Annotated in this window: 15 protein-coding genes; 7 read left to right on the top strand and 8 right to left on the bottom strand. The window is 75.2% G+C overall.

From position 1 onward, the window contains the following. Positions 1-49 precede the first annotated feature (49 nt). Positions 50-601 carry a GNAT family N-acetyltransferase gene (locus ACTWO6_RS32950; protein WP_446217539.1) on the top strand — a complete coding sequence of 184 codons (552 nt, stop codon included), beginning with the start codon at positions 50-52 and terminating at the stop codon, positions 599-601. Positions 602-620: 19 nt separating this feature from the next. On the opposite strand, the gene ACTWO6_RS32945 is transcribed toward ACTWO6_RS32950, so the two are convergent. Both ACTWO6_RS32945 and ACTWO6_RS32940 read right to left on the bottom strand, forming a co-directional pair. Further along, on the bottom strand, positions 621-1,856 hold the full coding sequence (locus tag ACTWO6_RS32945; protein WP_446217538.1) for an AAA family ATPase: 1,236 nt from the start codon (positions 1,854-1,856) through the stop codon (positions 621-623). 139 nt (positions 1,857-1,995) lie between these two features. Further along, entirely contained in the window at positions 1,996-2,418 is a 423-nt protein-coding gene (locus tag ACTWO6_RS32940) for an LppU/SCO3897 family protein (protein ID WP_446220852.1), read from the bottom strand. Positions 2,419-2,843: 425 nt separating this feature from the next. Between ACTWO6_RS32940 and ACTWO6_RS32935 the strand changes: the two genes are divergently transcribed. Beyond that, the gene (locus tag ACTWO6_RS32935) at positions 2,844-3,884 is read left to right on the top strand and encodes an EamA family transporter (RefSeq protein ID WP_446217537.1); all 1,041 of its coding nucleotides are present in this window, start codon (positions 2,844-2,846) and stop codon (positions 3,882-3,884) included. Between the two features lie 60 nt (positions 3,885-3,944). On the opposite strand, the gene ACTWO6_RS32930 is transcribed toward ACTWO6_RS32935, so the two are convergent. The 5 genes from ACTWO6_RS32930 to ACTWO6_RS32910 form a co-directional block, all read right to left on the bottom strand. Beyond that, positions 3,945-7,139, bottom strand: a complete 3,195-nt coding sequence (locus ACTWO6_RS32930; RefSeq protein WP_446217536.1) for a UvrD-helicase domain-containing protein — start codon at positions 7,137-7,139, stop codon at positions 3,945-3,947. A gap of 94 nt (positions 7,140-7,233) precedes the next feature. After that, positions 7,234-8,469, bottom strand: coding sequence for a metallophosphoesterase (locus ACTWO6_RS32925; protein ID WP_446220851.1), 1,236 nt, complete (start codon positions 8,467-8,469; stop codon positions 7,234-7,236). 19 nt (positions 8,470-8,488) lie between these two features. Continuing rightward, positions 8,489-8,734 (bottom strand): MoaD/ThiS family protein, encoded by a 246-nt coding sequence (locus ACTWO6_RS32920; protein WP_130330100.1) that lies wholly within the window; start codon positions 8,732-8,734, stop codon positions 8,489-8,491. A 3-nt stretch (positions 8,735-8,737) separates the two neighbouring features. Next, the gene (gene moaA, locus ACTWO6_RS32915) at positions 8,738-9,751 is read right to left on the bottom strand and encodes a GTP 3',8-cyclase MoaA (RefSeq protein ID WP_446217535.1); all 1,014 of its coding nucleotides are present in this window, start codon (positions 9,749-9,751) and stop codon (positions 8,738-8,740) included. After that, entirely contained in the window at positions 9,748-10,662 is a 915-nt protein-coding gene (locus ACTWO6_RS32910; protein ID WP_446217534.1) for a fructosamine kinase family protein, read from the bottom strand. Before ACTWO6_RS32910 ends, moaA begins: the two co-directional genes overlap by 4 nt. Before the next feature lie 241 nt (positions 10,663-10,903). Here ACTWO6_RS32910 and ACTWO6_RS32905 point away from each other — a divergent pair, with 241 nt between their 5' ends. Both ACTWO6_RS32905 and ACTWO6_RS32900 read left to right on the top strand, forming a co-directional pair. Next, on the top strand, positions 10,904-11,941 hold the full coding sequence (locus ACTWO6_RS32905; protein ID WP_446217533.1) for a DUF4192 domain-containing protein: 1,038 nt from the start codon (positions 10,904-10,906) through the stop codon (positions 11,939-11,941). Positions 11,942-12,379: 438 nt separating this feature from the next. Further along, complete coding sequence (locus tag ACTWO6_RS32900) at positions 12,380-12,562, top strand: hypothetical protein (RefSeq protein ID WP_446220850.1); 183 nt, start codon at positions 12,380-12,382, stop codon at positions 12,560-12,562. A 15-nt stretch (positions 12,563-12,577) separates the two neighbouring features. Here ACTWO6_RS32900 and fdhD read toward each other — a convergent pair whose 3' ends face one another. Then, complete coding sequence (gene fdhD, locus ACTWO6_RS32895) at positions 12,578-13,432, bottom strand: formate dehydrogenase accessory sulfurtransferase FdhD (RefSeq protein ID WP_446217532.1); 855 nt, start codon at positions 13,430-13,432, stop codon at positions 12,578-12,580. 202 nt (positions 13,433-13,634) lie between these two features. On the opposite strand from fdhD, the gene mobA reads away from it, so the two are divergent. The 3 genes from mobA (at position 13,635) to ACTWO6_RS32880 (ending at position 15,681) form a co-directional block, all read left to right on the top strand. Next, on the top strand, positions 13,635-14,234 hold the full coding sequence (gene mobA / locus ACTWO6_RS32890) for a molybdenum cofactor guanylyltransferase (RefSeq protein WP_446217531.1): 600 nt from the start codon (positions 13,635-13,637) through the stop codon (positions 14,232-14,234). After that, positions 14,231-14,488 (top strand): DUF6457 domain-containing protein, encoded by a 258-nt coding sequence (locus ACTWO6_RS32885; protein WP_130330088.1) that lies wholly within the window; start codon positions 14,231-14,233, stop codon positions 14,486-14,488. Before mobA ends, ACTWO6_RS32885 begins: the two co-directional genes overlap by 4 nt. 89 nt (positions 14,489-14,577) lie before the next feature. After that, a complete protein-coding gene (locus tag ACTWO6_RS32880) occupies positions 14,578-15,681 on the top strand; it encodes a T3SS (YopN, CesT) and YbjN peptide-binding chaperone 1 (protein WP_446217530.1) in 1,104 nt (367 codons plus the stop codon). Positions 15,682-15,720 lie beyond the last annotated feature (39 nt).

Here is a 15,720-nt window from a genome sequence, read left to right as displayed (position 1 = left end):
TCCAGCGACCGTCGCGGATGGACGGGGCCGGGCCGGTAAGGTCGCGCGGGTGACCACCCTGCGGCTGCGACCAGAGGACCCGGCGGACGAGGCGCCGGTCGCCCGGGTGCTGGCCGCCGCCTTCGCCCGGCCCGACGTGGCCACCCCGCCCGAGGTGGAGCTGGTCGACGAGCTGCGGCACAGCGACGCCTGGATCCCCGAACTGGCCATGGTCGCCGAGTACGGCGGCGAGGTGGTCGGTTACGCGCTGCTGACCCGGGTCCGGGTCCGGTCGGACGGCGACACGGCGTCGGCGCCGGCGCTGGCGCTCGGCCCGGTGGCGGTCGCGCCGCACCGGCAGCGGATCGGCCACGGCACGGCGGTGGTGCAGGCGGCGCTGGACGCCGCGACCGAGCTGGGCGAGCGGCTGGTGGTGGTGCTCGGCGACCCGGCCTTCTACCGCCGCTTCGGCTTCGAACGGGCCGACCGGATGGGGCTGACCAGCCCCTGGTCGGGGCTCGGGGAGCCGTGGCAGGCGCTGGCGCTGCCCCCGTCGACCGGCGGCGAGGCCCCGCCGCCGCGCGGCGAGGTGGTCTTCCCGCCGCCCTGGGCCAAGGTCTGACCCCGGCGACGACCCCGGGTCAGGCCGGCTGGGTGCGCAGGTACCGGCCGAAGTGCGGGACGGTGAAGGCGACCGTGCCCCGCTCCCCGGAGTAGATCAGCCCCTTCTTGATCAGCGCGTCCCGGGCCGGCGACAGGCTCGCCGGCTTGCGCCCGAGCGAGCGGGCGATCTCCGCGGTGGGCACCGCGGCGTCCATGTCGTCGCGCCCGCTCTCCTCCCCCTCGACCAGGGAGAGCGTCGCCATCGCCCGCATGTACTCGCGCTCGGCCGGGGTGGCCCGCTCGAACCGGGAGCCGAAGAAGCCGACGGCCAGCTCCGACTCGGCCTCCGGGGCGGCGACCCGGACGTCGGCGGCGGTGATCGGCGAGCGGGGAGCGTGGTCCCAGGTCGCCTTCCCGTACGCCTGGACGAAGTAGGGGTAGCCGCCGGACTTCTCGTAGAGCAGGTCGAGCGCCTTCTGCTCGTACTCGACCTCCTCGCGCTCGGCCGGGGCGCAGAGTGCCTGGTCGGCGGCGATCCGGTCCAGCCGGTCGATCCGCTGGTAGCGGAAGAGCCGTTCGGAGTACGACTTGGCGGCGCTGAGCACGGCCGGCAGGTGCGGCAGCCCGGCGCCGACCACGATCAGCGGCGCGCCGAGCTGGGACAGCTCGTGGCAGGCGGCGCAGAGCGCGGAGACGTCCTCCGCGCCGAGGTCCTGCATCTCGTCGATGAAGATCGCGACGCCGGTGCCCACGTCGGTGGCGACCGCCGCGGCGTCGGTGAGCAGCTCGACCAGGTCGATCTCGATGTCCCCGGAGTCGGCCCGGCCGCTGCTGGCCGGCACGTCGATGCCGGGTTGCCAGCGGTCGCGCAGCCGGGGCCCGGCCGCGCCGCGTCCGTTCGGCGCGGAGCGCTGGGCGAACGCCTTGAGCACGCCGAGGAAGCCGTCGATCCGGTCCGGCGCGCGGTGCCGGGGCGCGAGTTCGCGGACCGCCATGTGCAGGGCGGCGGCGACCGGCCGGCGCAGCGACTGGTCCGGCCGGGCCTCGATCTTGCCGGTGCCCCAGAGGTGGTTGATCGCCTGTGAGCGGAGGGTGTTGAGCAGGACCGTCTTGCCGACGCCGCGCAGGCCGGTGAGCATCAGGCTGCGCTCGGGGCGGCCCCGGGCGATGCGCTCCAGCACCACGTCGAAGACGTCCAGCTCCCGCCCCCGCCCGGCGAGCTCGGGCGGGCGCTGCCCGGCGCCCGGGGCGTACGGGTTGCGGACCGGATCCACGCATCGCAGAGTATCGGGCCGTCTAGCCGCGGGGCTAGACATGGATAGATGGGCCTACCGGCGTGTCGGAGCCGTCGAGACGAAACTAGGGCTGTCTAGCATCCACGCTAGACAGCCCTAGTTTTGCCTACGGGTGGGATCAGCGCTGCTTGAGACAGAGGACGAAGTCGAGGGTGTCCAGCTCGCTGTCGAAGAAGTACCAGTCGGTGTAGCCGTCGACCTTGGCGCACTTGGCCTGGGCGTCCTTCTCCCCGCTGGTCGCGCCGTCGTAGCGGCGCAGCACCTGGTACGTCTTCGCGCCGCACGCGCTGATCAGCAGCTTCGGCTTGCCGCCGGCCGGAGCCGCGTTGCGCACGCACTGCCCCACCTTGACGAACCGGGGATCCGCCGAGGACGCCGGCGCCGGCGCGGTGGCGGCCGGCTGGGTCGCCGCCGCCGACGGGTCCGTGGCCGAGGGCTGGGTCGTCCCCGCCTGCGGGGCCGCGTCGTCCCGGCCGAGCAGGTAGAGGGTGGCCGCGCCGCCGAGAACGAGCACCGCCAGCACGGCGAGCACCGCGATCAGCGGGCCCTTGCCGCGCTTCGGCGGGGGCGGCGGATCGGCGTACGGCTGACCGTCGCCGACGTACGGCCCGGCCGGCGGGTAGCCGGGCTGCCCGGCCGGCGGGTACCCCTGGGCGGCCGGCGGGTAGGGCTGGTACGCGGAGGCGTAGGTGGGCTGCCGCGGCGGCTGCTCATCCCACCCCGTCCCCGCCGTCGGCTCGTACCGCTGGGTGGGCGGCTCGCCCCACCCGCCGGGCGGCGCGTCGTACCGCGGGTCGGCCGGCGGAGCGTACGCGTCGTCGGGCCGCCGTCCACCCCACGGCTCCGGGGAGCCGCCGACCGGTGGTCCGAAGTTCGTCATGAACGCCCTCCTGCATGCGCCAGTGTTGAGAGGCCGGCCACCAACGGGGGACGCCGACGCCGTGGTCACCGTAGCGTGGTCCACCGATGAGCTCACGCCCCGCAAGTGCGACACCGTCCGGACCCGGTCCCGCCCCCGCGCCCGCGCCGGCCGGGCCGGTCGACGTCCACCACCCCGCCCTGCCGACCCGACCTGCGCTGATCTGGACCGCGCTCGTCCTGGTGTACGTGCTGTGGGGCTCCACCTACCTGGGCATCCGGATCGCGGTCGAGTCGCTGCCGCCGCTCACCTCCGCCGCCGGCCGGTTCGCCGCCGCCGCGCTGGTGCTGGCGGCGGTGCTCCGGATCCGACGCGGCCCCGGCGCGCTCCGCGTGGACCGCCGGCAACTCGGCTCGGCCGCGCTGGTCGGGGTGCTCCTGCTGGCCGGCGGCAACGGGCTGGTGGTGCTCGCCGAGTCCGGTCCGGCCGGCGTCGCCGTGCCCTCCGGCATCGCCGCGCTGCTGGTGGCGACCGTCCCGCTGCTGGTGGTGCTGCTCCGTACGCTCGGCGGCGACCGGCCCGGGCGGTGGACCTTGGCCGGGGTCACCCTGGGCTTCGTCGGCCTGGTCCTGCTCGTGCTCCCCACCGGCGGTTCGGCGGCGGTGCCGCTGGCCGGGGCGCTCACCGTGGTCGTGGGGGCCACCTGCTGGTCCGTCGGGTCCTTCCTCTCCGGACGCCTCCGGATGCCGGCCGACCCCTTCGTGGCCACGGTCTACGAGATGGCCGCTGGCGCGGTGGCGCTCGCCGTGACCGGCGCCGTACGGGGCGAGTGGCACGGCTTCTCCCCGGCCGAGGTGACCGGCCGCTCCTGGGCCGCGCTGGCGTACCTGATGGTGGCCGGTTCGCTGGTCGCCTTCACCGCGTACGTCTGGCTGCTGCACCACGCGCCGATCTCCCTGGTCGCCACGTACGCCTACGTCAACCCGGCGGTCGCGGTGGCGCTCGGCGCACTGCTCGCCGCCGAGCCGGTCACCGCCCGGGTGCTGCTCGGCGGGGCGGTGATCGTCGCCGGGGTGGCGCTGGTGGTGACCACCGAACGTCCGCGCCGGCCGCGGGACGGGACAGTCCCGGAGCCGGCCCGCCGGTAATTCCCGTCGGGCGTCGGCGCGGCCACCATGGTCGAGGCGTACCGGCGACCGCCACCCGCCTCAGATCAGGCGGAGCTGGCGGTCCCTGGGGCGGCGGGGCTCGGCGTCGCCGAAGCGTTCGAACAGGCCCGGGTCGATCACGTCGAGGAACGGCGACGGCCGGCACTCGCGTTCCGCGCCGTGCCGGACCCGGCGGGCGGCGTGGCTGACGTACAGCCGGTCCTGGGCGCGGGTCAGGCCGACGAAGAAGAGCCGGCGCTCCTCGGCCACCGCGTCGTCGTCCGGCTCCGCGCCGGGCCAGCGCAGCGGCAGCAGCCCGTCCTCGGCGCCGACCAGGAAGACCACCGGGAACTCCAGGCCCTTCGCCGCGTGCAGGGTGAGCAGGGTGACCGCCTCGGCGCGCGGGTTGAGGGCGTCCACCTCCGCGCCGGTGGCGAGCTGGGCGAGGAACAGCTCCAGGTCGTCACCGCAGCGCCGGGCCAGCGGGGTGAGCAGGTCGACCGCCGTCCGGACGTCCTCGGGGCGTACCGCGCCGGCGCCGTCCAGGGTGGGGATGGCGAAGCGCTCGGCGAGGACCTGCCCGGCCAGCCGGACCCGGGCGGGCAGCGAGCCGTCGAGGCCGTCGGCGTGCCGCAGCTCCCGGGCGATCGCCAGCACGGCGGGGCGGTCCCGCAGCCGGTCGTGCGAGCGCTTCTGCACCGGGATGTTCGCCCGGGCCAGCGCGTCCACGATCGGCGCGGCCTGCTGGTCCATGCGGTAGAGCACCGCGATGTCGGAGAACGAGAGCGTGGTTGACCGACCGTCGATCCGGCCCGAGTCCAGCGACCGGTGGGAGAGGCCGCCCACCAGCTCGTCGACGGTGCGCACCACGAAATCGGCCTCGTCGGAGACGGAAGCCGCGGGGTAGCGGCCGACCAGCGGGGCCTCCGGGTCGAGCCGGGCCGGGTCGAGTCGGCGGCCGCGGACCAGCGACGACGGCGCGATGGCCTGCACCGCGGCGGCCAGGATGGGCGCCGACGAGCGGTAGTTGCGGTTCAGCCGGACCAGCCGGGCGTCGGTGAAGTCCTGCGAGAAGCGCAGGAAGTAGCCGACGTCGGCGCCGCGGAACGAGTAGATCGCCTGATCCGGGTCGCCGATCGCGCAGAGGTTGCCGTCGGCGGGGCTGAGCAGCCGCAGCAGCTCGTACTGGACGGCGTCGACGTCCTGGTACTCGTCGACGAAGATCCAGCGCCAGCGGTCGCGGTACTCGCGGACCAGCTTCCGGTCGGCCTTCAGCAGCGCGACCGGCAGGGTGAGCAGCTCGTCCAGGTCGACCAGGTCCCGCTTGCGCAGCAGCGCGGTGTAGCGGGGCGTGTCGTCGCCGGCCTCCGCCCGGGCCGCCGCCCGGTCCGCGTCGTCGGCGATCCGGAAGTCCTTCGGCAGGCCGGCCGCCTCGGCGTGCTCCCGAAGGATGGCCAGCCCGAGGGAGTGGAAGGTGCCGACGGTGACGTCCTCGGCCACCGGGCCGAGCAGGCCGTCCAGCCGGTGCCGCAGCTCCTCGGCGGCCCGCCGGGTGAAGGTGATCGCCAGGCACTGCTCGGGAAAGACGTTCAGCTCCGCGCAGAGGTAGGCGATCCGGTGGGTCAGCGTCCGGGTCTTGCCGGTGCCCGGGCCGGCCACGATCAGCAGCGGACCGCCCGGCGCGGAGGCGGCCACCCGCTGCATCGCGTCCAGCCGGTCCAGCAGGCCGGTGCCGACCTCCTCCATGCCGGCGAGCATCGGCTCGAACGGCTCGTGCGGGGAGGGCGCCGGCGCGATCGGCGGCGGCGGCGGTGGCGGCGCGGCCTTCCGCTTCGGCTCGGCCTTCGCCGCCGGGCGCCGGGCCTTCGGCTTCGGCGCCGGCTCCGCGGGCCGTCGCTGCGCCGGCACGGGTACGTCGAAGAGCGTCTCCGCCTGCGTCCCCGTCGACGCTCCGCCCAGCTCGGCCGGGTCGAAGAGGGTGATCACGCCGTACTCGCCGTCGTAACCCGGCACCCGGCGCACGTCGCCGCGGCGCAGCCGGCCGATCCCCTCGGCGAGCAGCTCGCCGCCGACCCGGCCTACCTCGTCCAGCGGGGTGGCGGTGAGGATCTCCAGCTCCGGGCCGAGCGCGGCGACCAGCTCGTTGAGCTTGCCCTCGACCTTCTTGGATCGGGCCCCCACCGTGTTGATCTCGCCGAGGATCTCGGCCAGCGGCACCAGGTGGGTGACCGGGCGGGCGTGCGCCGGCCGGTGCCCCGCCGGCCGGTCGGCCAGCTCCTCGACCCGGCTCAGCACGCCCACCGTCAGCGGCTTGCCGCACTCCGGGCAGCACCCGCCCGCCTCCCGGGTCCGCTCCGGCGACCAGTTCACGCCGCAGAGCCGGTGCCCGTCCGCGTGGTACTTCCCCTCTTCCGGGAAGAACTCGATCGTCCCCGCCAGCCCCTCGCCGGTCCGCAGCGCCTCGCGGATGGCGAAGTAGTCCCGGGCCGAGTTCAGGACCGTGGCCTCCCGGGCCAGCGCCGGCGGCGAGTGCGCGTCGGAGTTCGAGACGAGCTGGTAGCGGTCGAGGCTGCCGACCCGCCAGTTCATCTCCGGATCGGAGGAGAGGCCGGTCTCCACCGCGAAGATGTGCTCGGCCAGGTCCGCGTAGCAGTCGGCGATCGCGTCGAAGCCGGACTTCGAGCCGAGCGCGGAGAACCACGGCGTCCAGATGTGCGCGGGGACCAGGTAGCCGTCCGGGCTGGCCTCCAGGGTGATCTCCAGCAGGTCCCGGGAGTCCAGGCCGAGGATCGGCCGGCCGTCCGAGCCCAGGTTGCCGATCCGCCCCAGCGCGGAGTTGAACCGGGCCACCGCGTCCAGGTCGGGCAGGTAGATCAGGTGGTGCACCTTGCGGGTCCGGTCGTCCCGCTTGTAGATCGTCGAGATCTCCACGCTGAGCATGAACCGGACCGGGTCCGCCTCCGCCGCGCTCGCCAGCCGGGGCGGCAGCCGGCGGGCGATGTCCCGCTCCGCCTCCGGGCTCAGCCGGTACAGGCCCGGCTCGGCCGGGTGCAGGGTCTCCCGCAGGTGGTCGTACCAGGCGGGGTGGGTGAAGTCGCCGGTGCCGAGCACCCCGATGCCCTTGCGCCGGGCCCACCAGCCGAGGTTCGGCAGGGTCAGGTCACGGCTGCACGCCCGCGAGTACTTCGAGTGGATGTGCAGATCCGCGACGAATGGCGGGAGGCCACCGGGGGTTGCGGCGCTGAACGGAGGCACGCCGCATCCTGTCACGGCCGGCGCACCGCCCGCCCGCCGCCACGCGTACCCGTGACGTGAGCAATGCGGTGCTGGACTGCGCGGCGCGGGCGCGCTAAGGGGCGCGCAGCTCGACCAGGGTGACCTGCGGCCCGGCGCCGACCCGGACCGGCGGGCCCCAGAAGCCGGCGCCGTTGGTCACGTAGACCTTGGTGCCGTCCACCTCGCCGAGGCCGGAGACCACCGGCTGCTGGAGCTTGACCAGGTAGTTGAAGGGCACCATCTGGCCGCCGTGGGTGTGCCCGGAGAGTTGCAGGTCGACGCCGAACTTCGCCGCCTCGACCGCGGCCACCGGCTGGTGCGCCAGCAGCACCACCGGGCGGCTCGGGTCGCGGTCGCCCAGCGCGGCGGCGTAGTCGGCGGGCGCGGCCAGGCCGGTGCCGGCGGCGGTGACGTCGTTGACCCCGGCCAGGTCCAGCACGCCGCCCCGGGCCCGGATCTCCTGGCGGGTGTTCTGGAGCACCCGCAGGCCGAGCCGGTCCACCTCCTGGACCCACTCCTCCACCCCGGAGTAGTACTCGTGGTTGCCGGTGACGAAGAAGCTGCCGTACCGGGAGCGCAGGTCGCGCAGCGGCGCCGCCGCCTCGCCCAGCTCGGCCACCGAGCCGTCGACCAGGTCGCCGACGACGGCCACCAGGTCGGCGTCCAGCCGGTTGATCATCTCGACGATCCGCTCGGTGTGCGCCCGGCCGCGCAGCGGGCCCAGGTGGATGTCGGAGACGGTGGCGATGCGCAGGCCGTCCATGCCGCGCGGGAGCTTCGTCAGCGGGATCCGTACCCGGTCGAGCTGCGGCGGGCCCGTCGCGGTGCGGACGCCGTACCCGGTGATCCCGGCCGCGGTGAGCCCGGCGAAGATCGCGGCGCCGCGGGCGAGCAGCAGCCGGCGCGCCGGGTCGTGGTCCGGCTGGTCGACCGCCGCGGCGGCCGGCGGCTCGGCGGTGCCGCCGGCCCCGACCAGCACCGGCTCCGGCGCGGCGATGGTCGGCTCGGCGACCGCCGCCCGCCGGCGCAGCACCAGCTTCGCCACCGCCATCGGCACCTCCAGCGCCACCAGCAGGACCAGCAGGTAGAACATCAGCGCCAGCCAGAGATAGCCGGGCCAGGCCAGCCAGAACAGCCCGGCGCGGGTCCCCGCCATGGTCGCCGGCACCAGCAGCGCCAGCACCAGCGCGGCGATGCCGCCGACCCTGCGCCAGCCGCCCGGGCCGGTGGTGTCCCGCACCAGCCGTTTCCACAGGTACAGGTGGATCAGGGCGGTGACGAGCACCGCGAAGCCCACGAAGGTCGCCATCGCCAGCACGTCAGCCTCCTCAGCCGCCGGCGAACGGCGGCAGCACGTCGACCGTCACCCCGGCCGGCAGCGGTACCCGACGATCATGGCAGGCCACGCCGTCGACCAGGAAACTCGCCACCCGCAGCACGGCGGCGAGCCGCTCGCCGTGCCGTTCGGCGAGTTCACCCAGCAGTTCGTCGAGCGAGCGCCCGGCGGATGCGGTCTCCTCGGTACGGCCGGCCGCGGCCCGCGCGCCGGCGAAGTAGCGGACGGTCAGCTCCACCGGTCAGCCTCCGATCGCGGACATCGGCCGGACGGGTTGCAGGAACGACGGGTCGTCGATGCCGTGGCCGGCGCGCTTGCCCCACATCGCCGTACGCCAGCGGGCCGCCAGTTCGGCGTCGTCCGCGCCGCCGCGCAGCGCGCCGCGCAGGTCCGACTCCTCGGTGGCGAAGAGGCAGGCGCGGACCTGGCCGTCGGCGGTGAGCCGGGTCCGGTCGCAGTCGCCGCAGAACGGCCGGGTCACGCTGGCGATCACCCCGACCCGGGCCGGACCGCCGTCGACCAGCCAGGTCTCGGCCGGCGCGGCCCCGCGCTCCGCGGGGTCGGCGGTCAGGGCGAACTCCCGGTGCAGCGCGGCCAGGATCTCCTCGGCGGTGACCATCGTCGTCCGGTCCCAGCCGTGCTGGGCGTCGAGCGGCATCTGCTCGATGAAGCGCAGCTCGTAGCCGTGGTCGAGGGCGAAGCGCAGCAGCTCCGGCGCCTCGTCGTCGTTGACCCCGCGCATCAGCACCGAGTTGACCTTCACCGGGGTCAGCCCGGCCTCCGCCGCGCCGGCCATCCCGGCGAGCACGTCGGCCAGCCGGTCCCGCCGGGTCAGCTCCGTGAAGCGGGCCCGGTCCAGGGTGTCCAGCGAGACGTTCACCCGGTCCAGACCGGCGTCGCGCAGACTCGGCGCCAGCCGCGCCAACCCGATGCCGTTGGTGGTCAGCGAGATCCGGGGCCGGGGATCCAGCGCGGCCACCGCGGAGACGATGCCGACCAGCCCGGGCCGGATCAGCGGCTCACCGCCGGTGAAGCGCACCTCGGTGACGCCGAGCTGCTGCACCGCGACCCGGACCAGCCGGACGATCTCCTCGTCGCTGAGCAGCTGCGGCCCGGCCAGCCAGGGCAGCCCCTCGGCCGGCATGCAGTACGTGCAGCGCAGATTGCACTTGTCGGTCAGCGAGACCCGCAGGTCCCGGGCGACGCGACCGTACCGGTCGACGAGGACGCCGGCGGTCGTCGGGGCGGCGGTCACCTGTCGACGGTAGCGCGTCCGGCCCCCCGCAGCGCGGCTCGGGCGGCGGTACCGACCGCCTCCCGGTACGCCGCGCCGAACAGGGCGGTGTGCACCAGCAGCAGGTGGAGCTGGTGCAGGGGCACGCGCTCCCGCCACCCGTCGGCGAGCGGCCACGTCTCGTCGTAGGCGGCCAGGATCCGGTCCAGGTGGGGTGCGCCGCCGAAGAGCGCGAGCTGGGCGACGTCGGTCTCCCGGTGCCCGCCGTGCGCCGCCGGGTCGACCAGCCAGACCCGGTCGTCGGCGCCCCAGAGCAGGTTGCCCGGCCAGAGGTCGCCGTGGATCCGGGCCGGTGGCTCGTCGCCGCCGAGCTCCCCGATCCGCTCGATCACCTCCTCGGCCAGTGCGGCCGGGACCCCGGTCAGGGCGCCGTTGTCGATCGACATCCGGAAGTACGGCAGGAGCCGACGACGGGCGAACCAGTCCGACCACGGGCCCGGGCCGGGGGTGTTGTCCTGCGGCAGCGCCCCGATGAAGCCGGGCCACTCCGCCCCGAACGCGGGCGCCCCGGCCCGGTGCAGCTCGGCCAGCTCGCGACCGAACCGCTCGGCCGCCTCCGGCGTCGGCTCGCCGGGCTCCACCCAGTCGAGCGCCAGCAGCTCCGGCAGCGCCACCACCACCTCCGGTACGCCCACCTCGCCGGCCTCGCGCAGCCAGCGCAGCCCGGCGGCCTCGGTGGCGAAGAACCCCTCCGGCACCGGCCGTCCCGCCGTCTCCGGCCAGGTCTTGGCGAAGACCGAGTGCCCGTCGTCCAGGGTGAGCCGGGAGGCGGCGCAGATGTCGCCGCCGGAGACCGGCGTCTCCCGGATCCGCTGATGGGTCAGGAACGTCGGCAGGTGCTCCGGGTGCGCCCGCAGGTACGCCAGGTCCATGAGCGCAAGGTAGCCCTTCCCGGCGTCCGGCGAGGGCCGTGCCGGTCCGCGTCTGCCGCCGGACCGGCTGCCACACCGTTCGACGTCGACCGATGCGCATCCCGACGGGTGCCGTCACCGCGCTCGCCGGCTCGGTGCGGAACCGCCCTCACCTGCGCCGATACTCTCCGTGTCTGTGGACAACCCGCGTGTCGTCCACAGGGCCTGTCGGGCGGGCACCGGTCCGCCGCACGCTCCCCGCATGACACCGACCGACCGCCCCCGGCTCGTCGTCCGCTCACCCGCCGACCTCGTCGCCGCCGTGCCGTACCTGCTCGGCTTCCACCCCGCCGACAGCGTGGTCGTGGTGGCGCTGCGCGGCCGACGGGTCGTCTTCGCCGCCCGAGGTGACCTGCCCGAGCCCGGCGCCGATCCCCGTCCGGCGGCCCGACACCTGGCCGGGGTCATCCTCCGGCAGGGCACCGAGTCGGCCACCGTGATCGGCTACGGGCCGGCGTCCCGGGTGACCGGAGCGGTGGACGCGGTCGGTGAGGCGCTGGACGCGGCCGGGGTGGTCGTCCTCGACGCGCTGCGGGTGACCGACGGGCGCTGGTGGTCGTACCTGTGCGCCGACCCCGACTGCTGCCCGCCCGACGGCACCCCGTACGACCCGGCGGCCAGCGAGGTCAGCGCGGCGGCCGTCTTCGCCGGTCAGGTCGCCCTCCCCGACCGGGCCGCGCTGACCGCGCAGGTGGCCCCGCTCGACGGTCCCGTCCGGGTGGCGATGCGCCGCGCCACCGCCCGGGCCCGGCGGCGGTTGGCGGCCCTGACCGAGGAGGCGGCGGAGACCGCCCTGGTCGGCGGCCGGTCGGTCCGGTCGGCCGGGGTGGCCGCGGTCCGCACCGCGTTCCGCCGGCACCGGCGGGGCGAGCGGCTGGGCGACGACGAGGTGGCCTGGTTGACCGTGCTCCTGACCCAGCTCCCGGTGCGCGACCACGCCTGGGAGCGGACCGACGGGCGGGACGGGGACATCGGCCTCTGGACCGACGTGCTGCGCCGCGCCGAGCCGGAGCTGATCGCCGCTCCGGGCAGCCTGCTCGCCTTCGCCGCCTGGCGGGCCGGGTACGGCGCACTGGCGGCGGTGGCGCTGGAACGGGTGCTCGCCACCCGCCCCGACTACTCCCTCGCGCTGCTCCTCGACGACCTGCTCCGGCGCGGTGTGCCCCCGTCCGAGCTGGACGGCTGGCCGGCCGTTTTCACAACTGCCGTCGTACGTCGGCGATCCCGCCGTCCCAAATAATCATGGACCAACTACTCGTGGGTTAGGCGCGCGAACGGGCCCACCCGATGAAGCGGTCCGTGAGATCGGCGGGTGAGATGTTGTCGCCAAGCTGCCCGAGCTGAGCGCGGGCCTCGGCCAACTGACCAGACAGATACAGGATCAGGGCTGTCCGATTGCCCTCGTACTCGGCGAGCAGCGACAGTCGGGCCGAGCCGCACGGCCAGGGCTGGCCGCAGTTGCGGCACATCCATAGCGGGCGCATCGGCAGGTGGGGGCGGGACGGGCGACTCACCAACGACCGCCGTTCGCCCGCCAGGCCTGAGCGGGGGTCAACCAGCCCGCCCGGCCGACCTGTGGGAGGGCAACGGTCTGCGTGCTGTCGATCCAGCGGGCGTGGTTCGGCGGTTCGGCCGGGGCGGGCCGGTGACGGGTGCCTACGGTCAGCTTGTGAAGCTGATGGGCGCGCACGAGATCCGGATGCGGCTTGGCGGGATCAGCCGCCAGCGCGTCTACGCGATCACGTCGCACCGCTCGTTCCCGGTCCCAGTGGCCGAGCTGCAGCAGGGGAACGTGTGGCTCGCGGAGGATGTCGAACGATGGATACGCGAGCACCGGCCGGAGCTGGCCGACGAGGAGTAGCGCGTTCGCGCGGCCTTACCCGGTGATCCGCTTAACGCCGGCGTAGACGTTCATGGTCCGGCCGCGCAGGAAGCCGACCAGGGTCATGCCGGCCTCCTCGGCCAGTTCGGCGGCGAGGGTGCTGGGCGCGGAGACCGCCGCGAGCAGCGGCACGCCGGCCATCCACGCCTTCTGGGTCAGCTCGAAGCTGGCCCGGCCGGAGACCAGCAGCAGGTGCCCGGCGAGCGGCAGGCACCGCTCCCGCACCGCCCAGCCGACCACCTTGTCGACCGCGTTGTGCCGACCCACGTCCTCGCGCAGCACCACCAGCTCGCCGTCCGGGGTGAAGAGGCCGGCGGCGTGCAGGCCACCGGTCCGGTCGAAGGTCCGCTGGGCCGCCCGGAGCCGGTCCGGCAGGGCGGCGAGCACCTCCGCCGGCACGGTCACCGGGTCGTCCCGCACCGCGAAGAGCGAGCGGGTCCGTACGGCGTCGATGCTCGCCTTGCCGCAGACCCCACATGAGCTGGTCGTGTAGAAGTTGCGGGACGGATCGGTGGCGGGTTCGGGCACGCCCGGGGCCAGCACCACGTCGACCACGTTGTAGGTGTTCGGCGTCTCCGCCCCGGCGCAGAGCTGGGCGGTGTGCACGTCGTCGGTGGACCGGATCAGCCCCTCGGTCAGCAGGAATCCGATCGCCAGGTCCAGGTCGTCACCGGGGGTGCGCATGGTCACCGCGAGCGGCCGCCGCCGGCCGGGACCGGCCGGGCCGACCCGGATCTCCAGCGGCTCCTCCACGGCCAGGGTGTCCGGGCGGCGTACCCGGACGCGTCCGTCCGCCGCCGCGTCGAGGTCGATCCGGAGCACCCCGCGCCGATCAGTCGCCCGTCCCATCCCGCCATCCTGCCCCGCCCGGCCGTCGTACCGCACGGCGACCTGGGGGCGCGTGAGGCGCTCCGCTCGCGGCGTACGGCGGTGACCGGGTGCTCGGACCCGGCCGGATGCCGCCCACCGGGTGGATCAAGCCGCCGTCCGCGCGCGGACCCCGCCCGTCGGCCGCGGGCAGCGGCTCGGCGGCCCGGGTTACCGTGGCCGGGTGACGGCGTACGCGGCGGTGCTGCTCGCGGGTGGCGCGGCCCGCCGGATGGGCGGGGTGGACAAGCCCGCGCGCCCGGTCGGCGGCCAACCGATGCTGCACCGGGTGCTGGCGGCGGTCGCCCGGGCCGAGCCGCGGATCGTGGTCGGTGCGGCCGGCGCCGTCCCGCCCGGCGTGCGGGTGACCCGGGAGGAGCCGCCCGGCGGCGGCCCGGTCGCCGCCACCCGGGCCGGGATCGCCCTGCTCGACCCGGCTACGACCACCGTCGCCCTGCTCGCCGCCGACCTGCCGCTGCTCACCGCCGGCGCGGTCGACGACCTGCTGCGGCAGCTCGCCGGCTCGGCGGTCGACGGGGCCTGCTACGTCGACGGCGACGGTCGCCGGCAGCAGCTCTGCGGCGTGTGGCGGGTCGCCGCGCTGCGGGCCGCCCTGGACCGGCTCGCCGCGCAGCGGGGCGGCACGCTCGACGGGGCTCCGGTGCGGGCGCTGCTGGCCAGGCTGACGGTGCGGGAGGTGGCCTGGTCCGGCTCCGGCCCGCCGCCCTGGTTCGACTGCGACACTGACGAGGACGTACGCCGGGCCGAGGAGTGGACACGATGACGGTGATGGACGACTGGGTCACGGCGGCCTGCGCCGAGCTGGGTCTCGACCCGGCTCAGGTGCCGGTGCCGGTCGTGCTCGACCTGGCCAAGGACGTGGCCCACCAGGTGCTGCGTCCGGGCGCACCGGTGACCGCGTACCTGCTGGGGCTCGCCGTGGGGCGGGGCGCCGATCCCGCCGGGACCGCCTCCCGGCTCAGCGAGCTGGCCGCCACCTGGCCGGTCGAGCTGGACGGCACCGGCCCGGCCAGATGACCGGCCGGCGGCCCGGAGTCCGATCCCGGTCGGCCTGATTCGGCCCCCACCGTCCGTGGGTAGGGTGACCCTGACGGACGGAGGCGATCATGACGGCAGACCACCCCTCGATGCCGACGGATGACCCGACCGGCGGTGCGCCGGAGCAGTACGAGTCGATCCTGCTGGACGAGCCGACCACTGCCGACCTGCGGGCGAAGGTGACGGAGGCCTGGCGGGAGTTCGCCCGGGCGCTGGCCGACCGGCTGCGGGGCCTGCCCACCGGCACCCACGTGGAGCTGACCCTCGACCCCACCGCCTCCGGCACCGGGGACGCCGTCTACTCGATCAGCGTGGACGCCGGCGCGGAGGGCAGGCTCGCCGCGCGGGCGGTCGGCAACGCCACCCTGCCGCCGGGCTACCGGCTGGACCGGGCCGCCGTGGCCGACATGATCGCGCTCGGCTGGTCCCCGCCCGGCGTGGTCGAGGGCTCCGGCGAGCAGTTCGGCCTGGACTGCGCCGTCTCCGAATCGACCCGGCTCGCGGCGGTGCTCTCCCGCACCCTCCGCGACGTCTACGGCGCGCCGCACCCCGCCTTCCTCGTCTACCTGGTGCACGACGCCGAGGGGGAGCCGCTGCCGGTCGAGCCCATGGGCACCGCGCGCAGCGAGTTCGGCCCGGACCGCGACGTCGAGTCCGACCTCGACGAGGCGCTGGCCGCCGCGGCCACCACCCAGGCCGGCGAGAACGACGTGCTGGCGCTGGAGGACCGGGTCCGCACGGTCGTCTCCACGATGCTCAAGTCGGCGTCCGACCAGGTGCAGGTCGACTCGGACGGCGACATCAACATCCGGGCCGGCTCCGCCATGGTCTTCGTCCGGGTACGCGACAACCCGCCCCTGGTCGACGTCTTCTCCCCGGTGCTCACCGAGGTCGAGCCGACCGAACGCCTCTACGTGAAGCTCTCCGAGCTGACCAACCGGATGCCGATCGGTCGGCTCTACTGCGCCGACGACACGGTCTGGGCCTCGATCCCGGTCTTCGGCCGGAACTTCCAGGCCACCCACCTGATGCTCGCCGTCCAGGTGATGACCGGGCTGGCCGACGAGCTGGACGATCGGCTGCACGGCGAGTTCGGCGGCAAGCGCTTCTTCGGCGAGGGGGACAAGCCGGCCCGCTCGGAGGGTGAGCACCGCACCGGCATGTACCTCTGACACCACCCGCCGACGGCGGGACTCCGGGCGGAGCCGAGG

The organism is Micromonospora sp. IBHARD004 (assembly GCF_052814115.1).
Note: the sequence above shows the minus strand (reverse complement) of the source record. Positions and strands in the feature narration are given on the sequence as shown.